The following is a 19299-nucleotide window of genomic DNA, read 5'->3' on the forward strand; positions in this document are numbered from 1 at the left end:
GCCCCACCGACTTAAGGAGGCTCGGCACCTGTCGCTTGGGACTAGTGAGTGCCCGATCGAGCCGCGGACGCGCTCGACTATCCGATCGACCCGTTAACCGTCGCCCGGCGACAAGTCGGCATACTTGCCGCGCGGTCATCCGCGAGGGATCCTCGGCGAATCCGGTCGGCCGTCCGGGGCCCCGTAGCCGAGTATCCATTGGCCAGCGAGCGGCTCGGCCAGACTTCAGATCACGGTGAGACCGCGACGTAGGTTGTGAGAATCGCATCGTCGCCAGGTCGCCGGACGATCAACTCGAAGTCATCGATCTCGTGGGGCTGGGAGCCGTGGCGCTTGACAGCACCAAGCAGCAGGCGATGGAGCGACTCCGTGTCGCTCGGATCGGCCTGCGTCTCCAGGCTGGCTACGGTGACACCGAGCCTGCGGACCTCCAGCTTGATTGCTTCAGGACCGAAGGGCATCGGAGCAGGTGGCTCTTCCTGCGCCGCGTCAGCGACCTCAACAGTTGGCGCAGCCGCTTGCCGGGGAGCGACCAAGGTCGGCCGGCCAGGCTCGACGCGGACCAATCCCCACTCGCCAAGCAGCTGCACGGCACGCTGGGCCGTCGACGGCGAGACGCGGTTCTGCCGACCGATCTCCTTGACCGGCGGCATTTGCAGACCGACGACCAGGCTGCCGGCGTAGATACGATCACGCAGCTCAACCGCGAGCTTCTCGAATGGGTGCTTCGGCTCGAACTCGACCTTCGGTGGAAGGTCGGCAGCCCGCGGACGTGCGGGCATCCGCGGCGTAACGGTGCTGGCTGCCCGTTGGTCCGCCTCGGATACCCAAGCTGAGTAGTGGCGTCCCGTCGTAGCACCACCACCACCATGTCCGTGGCGGCCGGCGACCGTGCGGATGTCGACGCCGGCCGACAACAGCTCGGTTGCGTTGTACGTGCGAAGCTTGTGGATCGAGGTCTCGATCCCGAGCCGAGTCACCAACCTGCTGTACCGCTGCGTCACCGAATCGGGCTTCAGGTGGGTCTCCCCCAGCGGGTCGCGAGAGAACATGAACGCGTCGCGTGCGAGCTTCTTCCCCAATCCACGTGCCCGCTGTTCGCAGCGGTCTCGATGCTCAGAGAGCACCGCAACGCTCTCAGGATCGAGAACGATCCGTCGGTCGTCCTCGTTCTTGGTGTCCTTCTCCCACGTCTCTTTGCCGTACTGGCCGATCGCGCGCTGGACGTGGATAACCCCTCTGTCGAGGTCGACGTGGCGCCAGCGGATACCGCACAGCTCGCCTCGGCGGTTGCCGGCCACCATGGTCAGCCAGATCAGTGCCCCCCAGTCGGGGTCCTTCCACGCTTCGTTGACGATTGCTGCGGCGTCCTCCACGGATGGTGGCCGTGGCCTCGGCTTTGGGGGTGACGGTGGCTCGGCGAAGTCGATCGGGTTGAGGGTGACCCACTTCAGTCGGACCGCTCGCCGGAATGCTCCGCTGAGGATCTGGTGAATGTAGAGGATGCTCGACTCGCTGAGCGCCTGACACACGTGGGGCTTGCAGCGCTCGTCGCACTCGTGCGCCCGATCGGTTCGGTGATCGACCCGAGGCTTCTTGTTGCAGTGGTCTCGGCACCGACGCAGCTCGGAATAGAACGAGTCCATCACGCCCGCGTCGACGGCGCGGACCTTGACCCGACCGATCGTGCGGACGATGTGCTTGTCGGATTGGCTGCGGTAGTTCTTCGCCGTCTTGAACCCGAGCTTGGCGTCAGCCAGGTGCCGCTCAAGGAGCTGCTCGACAGTCGCATCCGTTCGGGGATGACGCCGCTCGTAGACCTCCAAACGGAAGCGGGTGAGTACTGTTTCCGCCTGTTCCTCAGCCTTCGGCCCGGCGGGGATCGTCTCCCGTAAGTACACCCGGTCCTTCGTGATCGGGTCGCGGCCGGCGAACACACTGACACGGAGCGATCCCGACGGCAGGGTCTCGATCCCGCCGAGTTGACGCTTCGGTTTCGCCTTTTCCTTGGCCACGAACGGCAGCTTACGACCGACTGGCTCCACGACCGGCACCACGGAGGGGTGGAACGAAGAAACCCCCAGAGTCAGAAAGTAGCCTCTGACCTGGGGGTTTAGGTGGAGCCGCCTGTCGGAATCGAACCGACGACCTTCTCATTACGAGTGAGACGCTCTGCCGACTGAGCTAAGGCGGCGGGTGCCGAGGCAAGAGTGTAGCGGGAGTGAGGGGGTGATTCCGAATCGGTTCCGGGTGGAGGGGGTACGGCGGGGCGGGGGCTGTGGTCCGGATCACCCGGCGGGCGGGGCGGCCGGGAACCTGCCCGGGGCGGCGTACGTCGGACCGACGAGGAAATAGCCGGCGGAATAAATGTTGCGGGAAATGCGTTGACGTCATCCGCCGGGATGGGTGAGACTATTTCCCGCAAGGACTTAGACCTGAGGAGACATCGTGTTCGGCGCAAGCACCCCGAGAAAGGCCTGGCGGCCCGGCCGCATGGCTTTGTCGGCATGCCTGCGACCCGTCAGCGACAACGCCTTCGACTACCACCACCAGCTCAGGATCGAGCGGAGCCTGCGTGCGGGCGGCCCGCCTGGGTGATCTCCGAGTGGAGAGATCTCCAGGAGCCGTCTGAGCCGGGTACCGGCAGCAGGCGGCTCTTTTCTTTTGCCCGGAATTCGGGCCAGCTTCGGCGCGCATTGATTGCGCTTTTCCGGTATTCACGGATACCGGCACGAACAATTGACAACTGAACATTTATCGCAGTTTCCAGCTGTAGGCCGGTGGTGAGGCCACCTCATGTGAGTTGAGGAGATCGGGGGTTCGAGTCCCTCCAGCTGGACCAGGCGCCCGCAGGATGCTTGCTACCGGCCGAGCGGGCGCCGCAGCGTGCCCTGCGACGGAAATTCGCACGACATCCGGCGCAGGGCACTCGAACGCCCGTGGCTCAACTGGAGAGAGCACCGGCCTACGAAGCCGGCGAGTGCAGGTTCGAATCCTGCCGGGCGTGCTGTGTCCGAAGCAGAAGCGGGCGATGCGCCGGGACGTGACCCCGGAGAAAGCGGGTTCGAGCCCCGCCGGACACCCTCGAGTACGACGCGATCACGGTCCGCGATCGCCGTACGCGAACACACAACGCGCGGCTCTGGCCCAACTGGGAGAGGCGCCTGGCTTAGAACCAGGATGTTCAGGGTTCGAATCCCTGGGGCCGCACCGATGAACCGACACCGAGATCGCCGACCTGCTAGCCGCTGGTCGGGCACACTGGATGGGAGGAGGAACCAGATGAGCGGTGTGATCGTCCTGAACGCCTCGTACGAGCAGTTGCACGTCGTGTCGATCCCGCACGCCATCCGGATGCTCGTCCGCGAGGTCGCCGTCGTCGAGGAGGCCCACGACGGCGCCAGCATCGGACCGTTCCCGCTCCCCCGTGTGCTCCGGCTCGTCCGGTACGTCGTGATGAAGTGGCGGTACTCCTCGGGGCGACTGCAGTACACGCGGGCCGGCGTGCTGAAGCGCGACAAGTACACCTGCGCGTACTGCGGCAAGCCCGGCGCCGGGACCATGGATCACGTGGTTCCACGATCACGTGGTGGTCGCGGCGAGTGGCTGAACGCCGTCGCCGCGCACTCGGAGTGCAACGAGAAGAAGGGCTCGCGAACACCGGAAGAGGCCGGCATGCCACTGCTGTGGCAGCCGTGGATCCCTTCCCGTGCCGAGCTGGCGCTCTGACGCGACACCCGTCCGGTGTCGCGGCTGAGCGCGATGCCAGGTGGGCGCCGGCGACCCACCCTCGGTTCTGACCCGAGGCCCCGCAGGTTCGACTCCTGCCCTGGCAGCTGCATTGCCCAGACGCGATCAAGGAGGGTGAGGAGATGAACGTGGAGCTTCCTGTTGAGTTGAGTGGGGCGAAGAACTCCACGCTCATGTGGGCGCAGGAGTACGACGTGGAGGCGAAGGCGCTGCAGCAGCTGCGGAACATCGCGGCGCTGCCGTGGGTGCACGGTGTCCGGGTGATGCCGGACGTGCACCTCGGCAAGGGCGCGACCGTCGGGTCCGTGATCGCGATGTACCAGGCCGTTTCGCCGGCCGCGGTCGGCGTCGACATCGGGTGTGGGATGGAAGGTGTCCTGACCTCGTTGACGGCCGCGGACCTGCCCGACGACCTGTCCCGCATCCGGTCGCGGATCGAGGCCGCCGTACCGGTCGGATTCCGGTCGCATGGGGATCCGGTCGGCGTACGCCGGCTCGGGCTGGACCCGCGCCCGTGGGATCGGCTGTGGGGCGCGTTCACGAGTCTGCACGACGGGGTGCAGGACCGGGAGCGCAAGGCCAAGCAGCAGATGGGATCGCTGGGCGGAGGCAACCACTTCATCGAAGTGTGTCTCGACGACGAGGACCGTGTGTGGCTGATGCTGCACTCCGGCAGCCGGAACATCGGCAAGGAGCTCGCAGAGCGGCACATGCGGATCGCCCGGGAGTTGCCGCACAACGCGGACCTTCCGGACCGTGATCTGGCGGTGTTCCTGTCCGGTACGCCGGAGATGGACTCGTACCGCCGGGACCTCACGTGGGCCCAGGAGTACGCCGCCCGGAACCGTGCGGTGATGCTCGCGCTGGTGATGGAGGCCGTGCGGGAGTCGTTCGCGGTCGAGGTGCGGTTCGAGCAGCCGATCTCGTGCCACCACAACTACGTGGCGGAGGAGCAGATCGACGGGCTCGACCTGCTGGTCACCCGCAAGGGTGCGATCCGGGCCGGGCTCGGGGACCTCGGGCTGATCCCTGGGTCGATGGGCACCGGTTCGTACGTCGTCCGCGGTCTCGGTTCGGAGCGCTCGTTCTACTCGGCCTCACACGGGGCAGGCCGGCGGATGAGCCGCAACGAGGCGAAGCGGCGGTACACGGTCGACGACCTGGTCGCTCAGACCACGGGCGTCGAGTCCCGCAAGGACGCCGGCGTGATCGACGAGATTCCGGCCGCCTACAAGGACATCGACTCCGTCATCGCCGCCCAGTCCGACCTCGTCGAGGTCGTCGCTCACCTCAAGCAGGTCGTCTGCGTCAAGGGCTGAGTGGTACGCCGCCCGTCGTCGTCAGGGGAGACGGCGGGCGGCGTGGGTGAGGTTCGCCTGTGGGTAGGGGCAGCGGTTTGCTACACCGTCGGTCGGCTTCGGCCGGCCCGTGAGTTCGAATCTCACCCTCACCGCTGGGCGGCCGGGATGGACCGGCCGCCCTGCCAAGAGTTGGCAAGAACAAGAATGAGAGGAGGACCGGCCATGGCCGACCTCAGGAACAGAAAGCGAGTGCCCGGCGGTAGGTCCGGTGCTCCAGTGAAGCAGGGTCATGCGCTGCGCCGGGTACGGCTTGCCTGCGGGCACGTGCAGCGGGACCGGATCGCCCACGCCGGCGATCACGTGTGGTGTGAAGCCGACTGCTCCGACTGGATCCGCGTCGTCTCCGTCGAAGAGTAGTCGCCCGACTACGCCCCAGCAAAAGGACGCTCACCGCAACTTTCTCCGCCGGGTGACCATCGTGGCGGGTGTACAGGTTGTCACCGCCGGCTGGGGGGCCGCGGGCGAGGTGGGTGGGGAAATTGCATGATCAGATGGTTGTTGGTGTTCGGCCTGGTCGCCGGGGGGCTGGCAGGCACCAGCGGAGTCGCGTCGGCCAGGACCGGTCCGGGGATCGCGATCGCCGCGGATCTGCCGGAGCCGGAGGCTGCGCAGTTCGTGCCGGGGGCAACGAACGTGGTCCCGGCGACCGGCGTCTCGGCGAAGAGCGCGCAGGCGACGGCCACCGCGACGGGTGGCACGTACACCTGCCCTGGTTTCAGTACCGTCGACGACGCGACTCCGCTGTCGTCCGTCCTGCAGGACACCTATTCCTGGGGCGGGTTCAAGCCGTACAAGGTTGGTGACGGCAACGGAAACGTCAACTGGAAGCTCAACCCGTACAGCAATCCCAGCTGGTACATGTGGTTCCATTCGCTTCGTTGGCTGGGCCAAGGAATCACCGCGGCGAGCCTGGGCGACACCGCCGCGATCGATCACGTAACGGCGATCGTCAAGGACTGGGTCCACGACAATCCGTACTCCTGGAAGGCCGATGTCGGCGCCTGGGAATCGACCATGCACCGCACCAACGTGATCATTTGCACCCGGCAAGCAGTTCTCGCCGGCCTGAACGTCACCACGCTGCCGTCGCAGTACAGCTGGCTCGACACGGCGTTGCTCGATCACGCCAAGTTCCTGGTCAACAACTGGAGCGGCGCGTGGAACCACGGCACCGACGAGAGCATCGCGCTGTTCGGTGTCGGCTGCACCCTCGACCGCACGGACTACACGACGCTCGCGCAGCAGCGCCTGAACGCGGGCATCACGACCTCGATCGACGCCGAGGGTTCGACCAACGAGCAGTCGACCGCCTACGCGCAGTTCAACTATTCCCTCTGGGGGCGTGCTGTCGACGTACTGCGGGCCTGCGGCGCCGACCCCGGTACGACGATCAGCGCACGCCGCACCTTGCTGGCGAACTGGCTCGCCCTGGCAACGAACTCGCTGGGCAACCTGCACCAGATCGGCGACTCCGAGATCGTGCGTACTGCGGCTGTCGCCGGAACACCGCTCGAGTACGCCGGAAGCCTCGGCGCCACCGGGATCGCGCCGACTGACCGGGTCGGCATGTTCTCCGCGGGCTACGTCTTCGGCCGATCCGGGTGGGGCACGTTCGCGAACCAGGCGTCGTACAGCATCAGGTACGGGCCGACGCGGCAGCTGCACGGGCACAGCGACCACACGTCGCTCACGTACACCGCCCGCGGCCGGGACATCCTGATCGACGGCGGGCATGCCGGCTACCAGAACGATGTCTGGCGGACCTGGGCGAAGAGCCCGTTCGCCAGCAGCGCGATGACGACGCCGCTGTCGGCCGACACGCTGCCTGCGACCAAGCTGACCCGGTCCCAGGTGAAACCGAACGCGGACTTCTTCGAGTTCTCCGACGTGCCCGGGGCCGGCATCAGCCGCGTCCGCGCCGTCCTGGTGCTCAGCAATCCGGACCTGGTCGTCACGCTCGACCGTGCTTCGTCCAAGACCGCGCAACAGTTCCAGACGCTCTGGCACCTGCCCGCGGACCAGAAGGCGACGGTGTACTCGCGGACTACCGCCCTGGCGGCGAAGCCAGGTGAGGACACCCGGACGATCCTGTTCCAGGTGCCGTACCGGCAGGCGCTGCCGCCCGGTGCGATCCTGCTCAAGCAGGCGCAGACGAAGCCGATCCAGGGGTGGACCTACCCGAACATCAACACCCGGCTGTCGGCGCCGACCCTGATGTTCGCGCGGTCCGGTACGACGGCGTCGATCCTGTCGTTCATCGCGCCCGTCAAGGCCTCCGGCGCCGTCACGTACACGACCCGCTGGTCCGGTACGACGTACGTGGTCGACCTGAGCGTTGCCGGCGTACGCACGTCGATCGGCATCACCGCAGGCGGCTCACTCGTCCGCCTGACCTGACAGCAACGGATCGAAGTGGACGGTCAGGGAGACCGTCGCTTCGGTCCGGGCGGACAGGATGCGGACGCGTACGTCGGTGGGCGTGATCGGCGCGGGCAGCGTGAGCAGCCGGCGGTGGCCGATGGTGGTGCCGCGGGCGACCTCGGTCCACGAGTCGTCGATCAGCGCGTCGACGGCAAACTCCGAGACCTGCTGCCCCGACTCGATGTCTTCGCGGAGATCGAGCACGTTGATCGTTGCCGGCAGCACCAGATCGGTCCCGTAGTACTCGCGCACCGCAGCACCGAACTCCAGCAGCGCAGCAACATCCGGTGACGCGAACAGTCCACGCCGATCCGGCGGGATGTTCAGCAGCAGTACGGCGTTGCGCCCAACCGACTTGCGATAGATGTCCAGTAGCTCCCGCACCGACTTGACCGCAGCGTCCTCCGACGCATGGTAGAACCACCCCGGCCGGATCGACACGTCGACCTCGGCCGGATACCACCGCAGCTCGTCGGCCTGCGCCATCAGTTCAGCACCGGCAACGTCCGGCGCGCTCTGCGCAGCCACCATCTGCCCGCCGGCGAACGGTACGACGCTCCACTCGGTCTCGCGCGCGAAGCCGTCCTCGTTCCCGACCCAGCGCACGTCCGGCCCGCCGATCGCGATCGTGGCGTCCGGGGCCAGCCGCCGGATCAGGTCGAACCAGGCCTCGTAGTCGTAAGTCTGCGCACTACTCGTCGGATTCGCCCCGTCCAGCCAGACCTCAGCAATCGGACCGTACGACGTCAGCAACTCGTGCAGCTGCTGTAGATAGAACCGGTTGTAGTCGTCGACCGTGTAGGTGAACTCCCCGATGACCGACTCGACCGCCGGGCTCCCGTTGCCGTAGTACCCGCCCGGCGCCTTCTCCTGGTACAGATCCGCCGGCGACAGATAGATGCCGAAACCAAGCCCGGCGGACCGGCAGGCCGTCGACAGCTCCGCGACCACGTCGCCGGAGTACGGGCTCGCGGCAACGGTATGCGGCAGGTACTTGCTCGGCCACAAACAGAAGCCGTCGTGATGCTTGGCCGTCAGGATCACGCTCTTGAATCCAGCGGCGACCAATGTCCGCACCCATTGCCCACAGTCCAGCTCCGACGGATCGAAGACCGCCGGATCGTCCAGACCGGTCCCCCACTCCAGGTCCGTGAATGTGTTCGGCCCGAAATGCACGAACGCAGTCAACTCCTGCCGCTGCCATGCGAGCTGCCGGGCCGACGGACGGACCTCGGACGGATCGGTCACCGCAGAACCTTCCCGGGGTTGAGGAGGTTGTCCGGGTCGAAGGCGCGCTTGATCCGGCGATGGAGCTCGAGGCCCACGGGTCCGAGTTCCGTCTCCAGCCAATTGGCCTTGAGGGTGCCGATACCGTGCTCGCCGGTGATGGTTCCACCCAGGCGCAGGCCCAGCTCCATCACGGCGCCGAACGCCTCCAGCGCTCGCTCCTCGGCCGCCGGGTCGTTGCGGTCGAACACCACGGTCGGATGCATGTTCCCGTCACCTACATGCCCTGGGCAACAAATCAGCACCTGGTACTTCGCGCCGATCTCGGCGATCCCCCGCAACAACGCGACCAGCTGCGAGCGCGGTACGGAGACGTCGTCGATCAGGGTGGTCCCGAGTGGTTCGAGCGCGGAGTTCACCAGCCGTCGCGCCTCGAGCAGCATCCGCGATTCCTCGACGTCGGAGGCCTCCGCGACCTCGATCGCCCCGTGCTCGACGCAGATCGCGGCGATCCGGGCCACGTCCTCGGCGGCGCGAGGCCCACGGTCGGACTGCGCGAGCAGCATCGAGCCGACGTCCTCCGGCAGACCCATGTCGCGGTAGTCCTGGATCGCCCGCAGCGTCGGCTGGTCCAGGAACTCCAGCAGCGAAGGCCGCAGCCCTGACGCCATCACCGCCGCCGCGGCCGCGATCCCGTCCTCGATCGAGCGGAACGTGGCCGCCGCCGTCAGCGCGGCCTCGGGCGCCGGACGCAACGCCAGCGTCGCCTCGGTGACGACGCCCAGCGTGCCCTCCGACCCCACGATCAACCGCGTCAAGTCGTATCCGGCGACGCCCTTCGCCGCTCGCCGCCCGGTGCGAACCACCTCGCCCGACGCGAGCACCACCTCCACAGCGCGCACGAAGTCCGACGTCACGCCGTACTTCACGCAACACAACCCACCCGCGTTGGTCGCGATGTTGCCGCCAATCGTGGACATCTCCCACGACGACGGGTCGGGCGGATAGAACAGCTCCTGCTCCAGCACGGCTCGCGAGAGGTCGGCGTTCACCACTCCCGGCTGAACCACCGCGACCTGGTCCTCGACGGAGACCTCCAGGATGCGGTTCATTCGCGAGGTCGACAGCAACAAGCACCCGTCGCTGGCGTTGGCAGCCCCCGACAGCCCGGTCCGCGCACCTTGTGTCACAACGGGGACGCGGAACTCCGACGCGGCCCGCAGGACGTCCTGGACCTCGGCCGTGCTGGTCGGCCGCACGAGCAGGCGCGGCACCCCGGCCGGCGAGAACGTCGCGTGATCGTGCCGATGGCTGTCGAGCACATCGGGATCATCGACCACCGCGCCGTCACCGAGCACTGACCGGAGCCGCGCTACCAGCGGATCGCTCATCCTTCATCCTGTTCGGCGAGGAGGCGCAGGATCAACTCCGCTCGCCGGACGCGTTCGCGGCCGAGGGCTTCCGCCGTACTGGCGAGGTGAGCGCCGACCGGGTAGATGTTCGGCGCGTTGCGCAGCCCCATCTTCAGGTAGACGGGCGCCGCGACCCGGACGATCTCCGGTACGTCGTAGAAGCGGACGTGGCCGCCCTGGTCGTCGGGGACCTCGATGTACATGTCGATCGGCACCGTCGTCACCGAACGGATCTCCGCGAGCACCGGCACCGGCAGGTCGGTCGACACGTTCAGGCTGGTCGCCCCGAGCCGTTCGTACAGCCGAGCGGTCGGTGCGTTCGGCAACGGCATCAGCACCGAGGTCTTCAGCACCAGATCCGCGGGCAGCTCGCCCTCGATCTTCAACTGGCCGAGGATCTCCAGTACGCCGATGTCGCCGACCAGCAGGCTCCGGACGCCGAGCTCAACCGCACGGAAGGCGTCGCAGAGCGAGGCCGCGACCTGATCGTTGCCCCGCGCAACACCACCGACCGCGGCCGAGACCTTGGCCTGACCACCGATGTCCCAGGAGCCGCGCGGCCCGAGGAACAGACAGACTTCGACTCCCGCGGCGGCGCCGAGCGAGAGCATCTCCTCGATCTCGCCGTCGGTCAGCATCATCACGCCGCTGCCCTGCGAGACCCGGTCGATCGTGATGCCGCGCGACTTGGCTTCCTCGAGCACCGCGGTCATCACCCGCGGCCCCTCGCAGGAAGGGATCTCGACCTTGTACGGCGACCCGTCCGGGAACGTCCGGGTCGAGGCGTCGCCGGGCCCGAAGCCGCGATCGGCGAGCAGGGCACGTGCTTCGCGAAGGTTCATCTCTCGCTCCAAGGTCCAAGGCTCCCGGCGGACGTCAGGTCACGCGCCGTACCGGTGATCTCCAGATCGAACCGCTCGGCCGCCTCGTCCAGCAGGGCCGGCGTCACCATCAACTCGTCCGGGGACAGCGTGTCCTTGATCCGCGCCAGCCGCAGCTCGGACCAGTGCCGTCGCCCGCACATCGTCACAGCCGCGAGTACGGCGGCCTCGTCGTCCTCCATCACCATCGGCAACCGGGAACGCCGCGCACCGCCGGCGCCGGAGGTGAGCGCGTTCACGTAACTCGCCCGCAGGTCGATCTGCTCCAGCAGCCGGGCCGGGATGACGTCGGCCAGCCCGAGCCCGGACGCGTTGCCGTGCGAGGCCGGCGTCAGCGAGTGCACGCTGATCGCGGCGATCGACGGCGACTCGAACTCCGGGATCCCGTGCACCCAGCACCGGCCGATCACGTTGGTGTCCATGCCGGCGCCGGACTTGTCCTTGCCCAGCTCGTCGATCACCAGGACGTCGAGTTCCTCGAACGGCAACCGGCCGAGCATGCTGGAAGCCCTTTGCAGCAAGGCGTTCTCGGCCGCGCCGGCGATCCCGTCGGCGGCGACGAGCTCGACCGACGCGGTCTGGTCGAGCGAGTTCTCCAGGATCGCGAGACCGCCGAGAATCTTGCCCTGTGCAATCACCATCCGGGCCGCGGCCTCGATGTTGCCGCCGAGCGACGGAATGCCGCCGGCGTGCAGCGAGGCGGCGCCGCGGTGGTTGCCGAGGCCGATCGCGAGGATCTTCGCGATACCGCTCTCGATCGGTCCGTGGAAGTCGGTGTGCGGCTTGACGCGGTTCACCAGCAGTACGCCGTCGGCCTTGGCGGCGATCGCGTCGTGGTGGATCTCGGTGCCGTCGTCCAGGGTGCCGACGACGACGGTCTCCATCGTCGCCTCGATCGGGCAGCCGACCGACTCCGGGGTGATGCCGAGGCCCTCGAGCATCTCGCGCTGCCCGTCCGCCGTCGCGCCGCCGTGCGACCCCATCGCCGGGATCACGAACGGAGCGGCCCCGACCGACTTCAACCAGTCGACGGCTGCCTTCACCACCGGGACGAGATCGCGGATCCCCCGGCTGCCCGCCGTCACCGCGATCCGGGCGTCGGGACGGATCCGGTCGCGCAGCGGTTCGAGCGCCGCAAGCGCGTCCGCGTACGGGTCGGCCGACACCGGCAGATCCGAGAGAATCCGCCGGATCGGAGTCACCTGCGGCAGGCTCCCGGACGGCCGCAACCCGCGGACTGCCTCGAACGGACCCCAGCTCATCAGTGGCTCTGCCGACCGACTGCGGAGCCCGTGCGGCCGATCAGGAAGTCGAGGTCGCAGCCCTGGTTTGCCTGGGTTACGTGGTCGACGTAGAGGCGGGCCCAACCGCGGTCCGTCGGTGGCGCGGGCGGCTGCCAGTCCGCGCGGCGCTTCTCCAGCTCCTCGTCCGGTACGTCGAGATGCAGCCGCCGCGCCGGTACGTCGAGCTCGATCCAGTCACCGGTCCGGACCAGCGCCAACGGTCCGCCGACGGCCGCCTCCGGCGTGACATGCAGTACGACGGTGCCGTACGCCGTACCGCTCATCCGGGCGTCCGAGATCCGCACCATGTCGTCGACGCCGATCTCGGCGAGCTTGCGCGGGATCGTCATGTTGCCGACCTCGGGCATCCCCGGGTAACCGCGGGGTCCCGCGTTCTGCAACACGAGCACGGTGTCCTCGTCGACATCGAGGTCCGGGTCCTCGACCGCCTTGTCGTAGTCCTCGATGCTGCTGAACACGAGCGCCTTGCCGCGATGCCGGGAGAGCCGCTCCGACGCCGCCGACTGCTTGATGACCGCACCGTCCGGCGCCAGATTCCCCTTCAGTACGGCGGTTCCGGCGCCGCTGCCGAGCGGATCGCCGACCGGCCGGATCACGGCGTACGTCTCGCTGCCTGGAGCGGCACCGGGGTACGTCGCCTCGATCCGCTCCGCGTTCGCGACGTTCTCGCCGATCGTCTTTCCGGTGACCGTGATCGCCTCGGTCTTGAGCAGCGGCAGGATCTCCTTCAGCACCGCGGGCAGGCCGCCGGCGTAGTAGAAGTCCTCCATCAGGTACTTGCCGGACGGCTGCAGGTCGACCAGCCACGGGACGCCACGCGCCCACTCGTCGATATCGTCCAGCGTCACGTCGACGCCGACCCGGCCTGCGATCGCCAGCAGGTGGATCACGAAGTTCGTCGAGCCGCCGATCGCGGCGTTCGCCCGGACCGCGTTCGCGAAGGCGTCCCGGGTCAGGATGTCGCTGATCTTCAGGTCTTCCTTGACCATCTCGACGATCCGCTGGCCGGACTTCTGCGCGATCACGTACCGGCGGGAGTCGACCGCGGGGATCGCGGCAGATCCGGTCAGCTGCAGTCCGAGCGCCTCGGCCATGCACGCCATCGTCGACGCCGTACCCATGGTCATGCAGTGGCCGTTGCTGCGGGACTGCCCCGCCTCGGCCGCCGCGAAGTCCTCGGCCGACATCCGGCCGGCGTTGAGGTCCTGCGTGAAGCGCCAGACCGCCGTACCGGAGCCGATGTCGCAGCCGCGGAATTTGCCGTTCAACATCGGACCGCCGGTCACGACGACGGTCGGCAGGTCGACGCTGGCGGCGCCCATGATCGAGCCGGGCGTGGTCTTGTCGCAGCCGGTCAGCAGTACGACGCCGTCGAGCGGGTTGCCGCGCAGCGACTCCTCGACGTCCATGCTGAGCAGGTTGCGGAAGAGCATCGCCGTCGGTCGCAGCAGCGTCTCGCCGAGCGACATCACCGGGAACTCCAGCGGGAACCCACCCGCCTGCCAGACTCCGCGCTTGACCGAGTCGGCGAGCCGGCGCAGGTGCGCGTTGCACGGGGTCAGCTCGGACCAGGTGTTGCAGATCCCGATCACCGGACGCCCGTCGAACGCTTCCTCGGAGAAGCCCTGCGACTTCATCCACGACCGGTGGATGAAGCCGTTGCGGCCCTTCTCGCCGAACCAGTGGTCGAAACTCCGCAGCCCGATCGGCTCGTCCGGCTCGTCTACTGCCCGTTCGTTCGTCGGTGGCTGATCAGTCATCGCGACACCTCACCTGTGGTCACGGTTCCGTTCACCCGGCGGCTGATGCCGGCCGGGTTCGAGTCCTTCAGTACGTCGGGGAGCACCGCATCCGGAGCGTCCTGGTAGGCCACCGGCCGCTGGAACCGGCGGGCCGCGGTCACGCCGACGCTGGTGTGGATCGAGCCGACGGTCGACGGGAAGGGGCCACCGTGGTGCTGAGCCCAAGAGACGGCGACGCCGGTCGGCCAGCCGTTCCAGAGCACGCGCCCGGCGCGCGCAGTCAGAAGCGGCAGCAGCTCACGGGCCAGTGCAGCGTCGGAATCCTCCGCGTGCAGCGTGGCCGTCAGGTTGCCTTCGAATGCCTCGACGGCTTGCTTGAGCTCCTCGACCCCGTCGTACTCGACGACGATGGAGACCGGTCCGAAGCATTCTTCGAGGATCTCGTCACGGCGGGCCAGCAGCTCGCCGACTGTGGTCTGGAGCAACGTCGCGCCGCCGGACGCCAGCACCCGGATGCCGTCGACCTTCTCGAGGCGGTCGAGACCCGAGCTGAAGCCGTCCTTGATGCGATCGTTCAGCATCGGTGCCGCGGCGACTCCGCCAACAGCCTCGACGAGCTGCTCCTGCAGGCCGTGGCCGGTCGGCAGGAAGAGCAGTCCGGGCTTGGTGCAGAACTGGCCGACACCGAGCGTGAACGATCCGACGTACCCGCCGGCGATGTCCTTGCCGCGGGCATCGATTGCGGCCTGGGTGACGAACACCGGGTTGAGGCTGCCGAGCTCGCCGTAGAACGGGATCGGCTCCGGGCGCGTGACCGCGATCTCGTGCAGCGCCTTGCCGGCCGGGACCGAACCGGTGAAGCCGGCCGCGGTGATCCGGGGATCCTTGAGTGCGGTGACGCCGACGTCGAAGCCGGCGATCAGGCCGAACGTCCCGTCCGGTGCCCCGGCTGCCTTCAGCGCCTCGATCATGACCTCGGCGGTCCGTGCGGACAACTCGGGATGTCCCGGGTGTGCCTTGACGATCACCGGACAACCGGCCGCCAGTGCGGAGGCGGTGTCGCCGCCGCAGACGCTGAACGCGAACGGGAAGTTGCTGGCGGCAAACACCAGGACCGGTCCGAGCGGTACCAGGACGCGGCGGAGATCCGGGCGCGGTACCGGCTTGGCCTGCGCGTCGGCCGTGTCGATGATGACTTCCAGCAACGAGCCTCCTTCGAGCGCGTCGGCGAACATCCGCAGCTGGCCGGTACTGCGCGCGACCTCACCCGTGAGCCGCGCCTGGGGAAGAGAGCTCTCACGCATCGCGATCGGCACGAGCTCGTCGGACGCCCCGTCCAACGCGTCTGCGACGGCGCGAATCCACCCGGCCCGAACAGCGGGCGCCGCAGCGGCAAACGCAGCCGCAGCACCGGCCGCCGAGGCAAGAGCCTGCTCGAGCTGAGCGGGAGTGGTGTCGGGGGTCATCGGGTTCCCTCCAGGTTGTCGGTGGCGAGGAACGCGAACGGTTCCCGTCCTACCGCCACGGTATTCGTGAGGGTGCCGACCTCGTCGATGGTGATCGTGATGATGTCGCCCGCGGCGAGTGCGAAGTCCAGCTCCGGGACGATGCCGGTGCCGGTCGCGAGGATCACGCCGTCGGGGAAGTCGTTCGGCAGGAACAGCACGTCGATCAGGTCCTGCAACTCCCGCACCAGCTTCGCGGTCGACGTGGTGTCCGCGAACACCTCCACGCCGTCGCGCTCGATCACCAGGCGGATCCCGAGGTTCTTCGGATCGGCCACCTCCCACACCGGGCGGATCCCGGACGCCAGCGCGCAGCCGCCCGCGAACAGCTTCGCCTGCGGCACGTACAGCGGGTTGACGCCCTCGATCGAGCGCGAGCTCATGTCGTTGCAGACCGTGAATCCGACGATCTCACCGTGACTGTTGGCGACCACCGCGAGCTCCGGCTCGGGTACGTCGTGACCGGAGTCGGTCCGGATGCCGACCGGCTCGCCGTCCACCACGACCCGCCAGGCCGGCGCCTTCTGGAACAGCTCCGGCCGGTCGGCGCTGTAGACCTTGTCGTAGACCGACTGCTCGCTGCTCTCCTCCATCCGGGCGCCGCGCGACCGCTCGTACGTCACACCCGCGCACCACACCTCGCCGCGGCCGTCGAGCGGCGGCAGGAACTTCAGGCCCTCGACCGGCTCAGCCTCCCCCACCTTGCCGACCGCCGCCTGCAGGTCGTCGAGCGAGAGCTGGAGGAGCTCCGCGAACGTGTTGATCCCGGCGAGCGACGACACCGTGTCACCGGTGCGCAGACCAGAGATCGGACGACCGTCGACCGGAGACAGATAACGGACCAGGTGCATTGAGAGGCCTTTCACATCGATGTGCCGAGCAGACCGCGGGTGATCTGGAAACCAACATTGCCGGAGGCAACTGCTTTGGGGACGAGCCGGCGACTGGCGACCGCGGCGATGGTGTCGAGCCCGATCCGCGCCTGCTCGGCCGCGTCGCCGGTCGCCACCGCATCCAGATCGTCGCCGTACGTCGCGACCGTCTCCGGATCGTTGCTGAACTCAACGACCGGGACGAACCGCTGCGCCGACAAGGTGCCGCCGGCAACATGCGCGAGGATCTGCTGGACTCCGGTCGCACCGAACCCGGTCGCGGTCTCCATCCAGTCCGTTCCCGGCATCCGCATTACGTGCCAGCCCGGCGCCGCGAGCCGCTGCCCGTGTGCGACGGTCGGCCCGACCGGATCCCCCGACCCGAACGCCGCAGTACGGAATCCGTCATCAGCAAGCAGCGCGCCACGCGACGACAGTACGACGGAACCGCCGGACCCCACGATCTCGCGGCCGATCAACGCGAACGCCTCGGCAGTCGCCGGCGAGAACGTACCGCGCGCTTCGAGCCCGACGGTGAGCGCACCGAGGTCTCCACGCTGATCGACCGGAGCATCCAACTGGAAGCTGCTGAACCAATCCTTCACCTTGTTGCCAACGGCATCGAGACCGCCGTCGGCCTGGATGCTGGCCCAGCCGAAGCGGGACGGGTCGGCACCGGCCTCGACGAGTCGCGAGCGGAAGTAGTCGTTGTGGGTCTTCTCGCAGCCGTGCTCCAGCAGCAGCGCCATCCGGGTGTTCGGATGCAGCAGGTACCCGAGCATGATGCGTGCGAACGTCTCCTCGGACGCGCCGCCGCTGCTGCCGCAGCCCTCGGTGTGCGGGAGGGCGACCATCCTGGTGACCGCGTCGCCGGCCCATTTCTCCAGCTCGGCCTGGGCCGCGATGCGTAGCGCGATCTGGCCGGAGCAGAGGCTCGTCGGGAGGATCAGGCCGACCGCCTCGGGCACCAAGCGGTCGTCGACCTCGAGGAGTTCTGCGGGGGTGCGCTCAGCCGACGTCAGGCCGTGGTGCGGCAGGCCTTCGAGGGGAGCGTCGCGGTCCTCGGCCGGGAGGTCGGTCAGCTTGCGGCTCATTCGGCCGTCGGTGGTGATCGAGATCCCCTCGACCGGGCCGACCTGCTTCCAGTTCCGCCAGATCGACACCTGGCTGTGGCCGGCTCGTTCGCCCGCACTCTTCTCGCCGGATGCGACCCGGACGGTGAGGTCGAAGGTCTCCGCGGTCAGGTCCGCCATCGACGTACCGGTCAGATACTTGCCTGCGTCAACATCCATCTCGGCGTGCAACCGCTCGTACCGGGCGCTCGTGGTGACGAACTTGAGCGTCGGCACGAACGGGAAGTTGGTGATCGAGCCGTTGCCGGTGGTGAAGAAGATCAGGTTGCAGCCGCTGCCGATCTGGCCGGCCACCGACTCGAGGTCGTTCCCGGGGCTGTCCATGAAGATGTAGCCGGTCCCGGGCAGCGGCTCGCCGTACTCGATGACGTGGTCGAGGCGGACCTCGCGCGGAAGCTTGCGGGCGGCGCCGATCGACTTGAGCACGATGTTGTACAGCCCGCGGTACACGTTGCCGCCGGACGGGTTGCCCTCGGCGGTGTGGCCGTGCCAGCCGACGCGTTCCTTGAACGACTTGATCGTGGCGAGGAACTTCTTCGCGGTCGTCAGGTCGCGGACGTTCTTCAGCACGTACGGTTCGGCGCCGATCAGCTCGTCGGTCTCCGCGAGTACCGCCGTACCTCCGTGCCGGATGACCTCGCCGCTGACCTGTCCGGCCAGCGGATTCGCCGAGATGCCGGAGAACGCGTCGGAACCGCCGCACTGCAAGGCGATCTTGAGATCCGCCAGCGGGACCTCTTCGCGCTGCTGCGCGTCGACGACCGGCAGCCACGGCTCGATCAGCGCGCCGGCGAGCGTCAGGTCGTGCTCGAAGCCGGCCTTCCGGCTGAAGTAGGCGTGCGGCACCTTGATCGACGGGTAGCCGTGCTCGGCCATGAAGTTCTTGATCGCCTCACCCGAGACGACGTCGCCCTCGGTGTCGACGATCAGGACGGCACCGACATTCGGGTTCAGCGTGAAGCCGGCCAGGGTCGCGAGCAGGAAGTGCAGGTTGTTCGGGACCTCGTCCTCGCCGCCCTCGGTGTGCGCCACCGGTACGACGCCGTCGCCGGCCGCCGCCCCGTCGAACCGCCGCGCGAGCTCGGTGACGAACCCGCTGCTGCGGGAACTGGTCGCCATCAGTACGACGTGGTTGCGAGTGCCTGCCGGGCCCTGTTCACGGGGGTAGCCGAGGAAGGTGCCGGGCTGCTCGACGCCGGTCACCTGGGCACCGAAGGCGAGCGCGGACTCGTCCAGCTCGTACGGGTCGAGCGGCTCGTTGGTCGCCGACGGCTCATCCGGCAGCCCGTCCACGCCGCGGGCGGTGACGGCGGCGAGGCTGGTCGGCGTACACACATAGTCACCGGGGACCAGGTCGCGGGATGCGCGGGCGAACGCGGTGTTCCACGAGGTCAGCGCGTCGCCGGTGCCGGCTGGGGCGACGACGAAGCGGTGCCCTTCGAGCACGGTGTGTGGCAGCGTCACCGTCGTACCGTCCAGCTCGACCTCGGTGCCGGCCTCCAGCCGCCGGGAGGCGATCGCGACGTTGTCACCGGGCTCGGGCAGAACTCCGATCTCTTCGAACCTCACCATCGTTCGCGCCTTCCCATAGCTACCTCGAGCCAGAATCGTGCATGATGCATGATTACCAGTGTTACCCTGCCGAAACCTGACCGGTGGGGTCAAGGGCGCGACCAGATTCCGGAGACAGC

Annotated in this window: 13 protein-coding genes and 7 tRNA genes; 10 read left to right on the top strand and 10 right to left on the bottom strand. The window is 68.1% G+C overall.

The window, feature by feature from the left end:
* Positions 1-230 precede the first annotated feature (230 nt).
* A complete protein-coding gene (locus OHA18_RS11730; protein WP_329004056.1) occupies positions 231-2015 on the bottom strand; it encodes a tyrosine-type recombinase/integrase in 1785 nt (594 codons plus the stop codon).
* A 103-nt stretch (positions 2016-2118) separates the two neighbouring features.
* A tRNA-Thr gene (locus OHA18_RS11735) sits at positions 2119-2194 on the bottom strand.
* Positions 2195-2766: 572 nt separating this feature from the next.
* Here OHA18_RS11735 and OHA18_RS11740 point away from each other — a divergent pair.
* From OHA18_RS11740 to OHA18_RS11785, 10 genes are all read left to right on the top strand, one after another.
* Positions 2767-2842, top strand: a tRNA-Ser gene (locus tag OHA18_RS11740).
* 91 nt (positions 2843-2933) lie between these two features.
* A tRNA-Arg gene (locus tag OHA18_RS11745) sits at positions 2934-3007 on the top strand.
* A gap of 2 nt (positions 3008-3009) precedes the next feature.
* Positions 3010-3083: transfer RNA gene (locus OHA18_RS11750), tRNA-His, on the top strand.
* Positions 3084-3136: 53 nt separating this feature from the next.
* Positions 3137-3210: transfer RNA gene (locus OHA18_RS11755), tRNA-Leu, on the top strand.
* Between the two features lie 72 nt (positions 3211-3282).
* The gene (locus OHA18_RS11760) at positions 3283-3729 is read left to right on the top strand and encodes an HNH endonuclease (RefSeq protein WP_329004057.1); all 447 of its coding nucleotides are present in this window, start codon (positions 3283-3285) and stop codon (positions 3727-3729) included.
* 34 nt (positions 3730-3763) lie between these two features.
* Positions 3764-3836, top strand: a tRNA-Gln gene (locus tag OHA18_RS11765).
* A 36-nt stretch (positions 3837-3872) separates the two neighbouring features.
* Positions 3873-5069 (top strand): RtcB family protein, encoded by a 1197-nt coding sequence (locus OHA18_RS11770; protein ID WP_442914381.1) that lies wholly within the window; start codon positions 3873-3875, stop codon positions 5067-5069.
* 45 nt (positions 5070-5114) lie between these two features.
* Positions 5115-5203: transfer RNA gene (locus tag OHA18_RS11775), tRNA-Ser, on the top strand.
* A 124-nt stretch (positions 5204-5327) separates the two neighbouring features.
* Positions 5328-5468 (top strand): hypothetical protein, encoded by a 141-nt coding sequence (locus OHA18_RS11780; protein ID WP_329004058.1) that lies wholly within the window; start codon positions 5328-5330, stop codon positions 5466-5468.
* A 126-nt stretch (positions 5469-5594) separates the two neighbouring features.
* Positions 5595-7508, top strand: a complete 1914-nt coding sequence (locus OHA18_RS11785; RefSeq protein ID WP_329004059.1) for a heparinase II/III domain-containing protein — start codon at positions 5595-5597, stop codon at positions 7506-7508.
* On the opposite strand, the gene OHA18_RS11790 is transcribed toward OHA18_RS11785, so the two are convergent.
* Genes OHA18_RS11790 through OHA18_RS11825 form a run of 8 tightly spaced genes read right to left on the bottom strand, consistent with a single transcriptional unit; the run spans position 7488 to position 19180 of the window.
* Positions 7488-8780: an alpha-L-fucosidase gene (locus OHA18_RS11790; protein WP_329004060.1), complete on the bottom strand. Its 1293-nt coding sequence runs from the start codon at positions 8778-8780 to the stop codon at positions 7488-7490. The two genes, OHA18_RS11785 and OHA18_RS11790, sit on opposite strands and share 21 nt — an antisense overlap.
* The gene (locus OHA18_RS11795) at positions 8777-10150 is read right to left on the bottom strand and encodes an FAD-binding oxidoreductase (protein ID WP_329004061.1); all 1374 of its coding nucleotides are present in this window, start codon (positions 10148-10150) and stop codon (positions 8777-8779) included. Before OHA18_RS11795 ends, OHA18_RS11790 begins: the two co-directional genes overlap by 4 nt.
* Positions 10147-11013: a U32 family peptidase gene (locus OHA18_RS11800; RefSeq protein WP_329004062.1), complete on the bottom strand. Its 867-nt coding sequence runs from the start codon at positions 11011-11013 to the stop codon at positions 10147-10149. The genes OHA18_RS11795 and OHA18_RS11800 overlap by 4 nt, the downstream gene beginning before the upstream one ends.
* On the bottom strand, positions 11010-12314 hold the full coding sequence (locus OHA18_RS11805) for a DUF2088 domain-containing protein (RefSeq protein ID WP_329004063.1): 1305 nt from the start codon (positions 12312-12314) through the stop codon (positions 11010-11012). The genes OHA18_RS11800 and OHA18_RS11805 overlap by 4 nt, the downstream gene beginning before the upstream one ends.
* Positions 12314-14116 (bottom strand): IlvD/Edd family dehydratase, encoded by a 1803-nt coding sequence (locus OHA18_RS11810; protein ID WP_329004064.1) that lies wholly within the window; start codon positions 14114-14116, stop codon positions 12314-12316. The genes OHA18_RS11805 and OHA18_RS11810 overlap by 1 nt, the downstream gene beginning before the upstream one ends.
* Positions 14113-15564 carry an aldehyde dehydrogenase (NADP(+)) gene (locus tag OHA18_RS11815; protein WP_329004065.1) on the bottom strand — a complete coding sequence of 484 codons (1452 nt, stop codon included), beginning with the start codon at positions 15562-15564 and terminating at the stop codon, positions 14113-14115. The genes OHA18_RS11810 and OHA18_RS11815 overlap by 4 nt, the downstream gene beginning before the upstream one ends.
* Positions 15561-16454 carry a fumarylacetoacetate hydrolase family protein gene (locus OHA18_RS11820; RefSeq protein WP_329004066.1) on the bottom strand — a complete coding sequence of 298 codons (894 nt, stop codon included), beginning with the start codon at positions 16452-16454 and terminating at the stop codon, positions 15561-15563. The genes OHA18_RS11815 and OHA18_RS11820 overlap by 4 nt, the downstream gene beginning before the upstream one ends.
* Positions 16455-16465: 11 nt before the next feature.
* Positions 16466-19180, bottom strand: coding sequence for a UxaA family hydrolase (locus tag OHA18_RS11825; RefSeq protein ID WP_329004067.1), 2715 nt, complete (start codon positions 19178-19180; stop codon positions 16466-16468).
* Positions 19181-19299 lie beyond the last annotated feature (119 nt).

The organism is Kribbella sp. NBC_00709, assembly GCF_036226565.1.
Lineage (GTDB): Bacteria > Actinomycetota > Actinomycetes > Propionibacteriales > Kribbellaceae > Kribbella.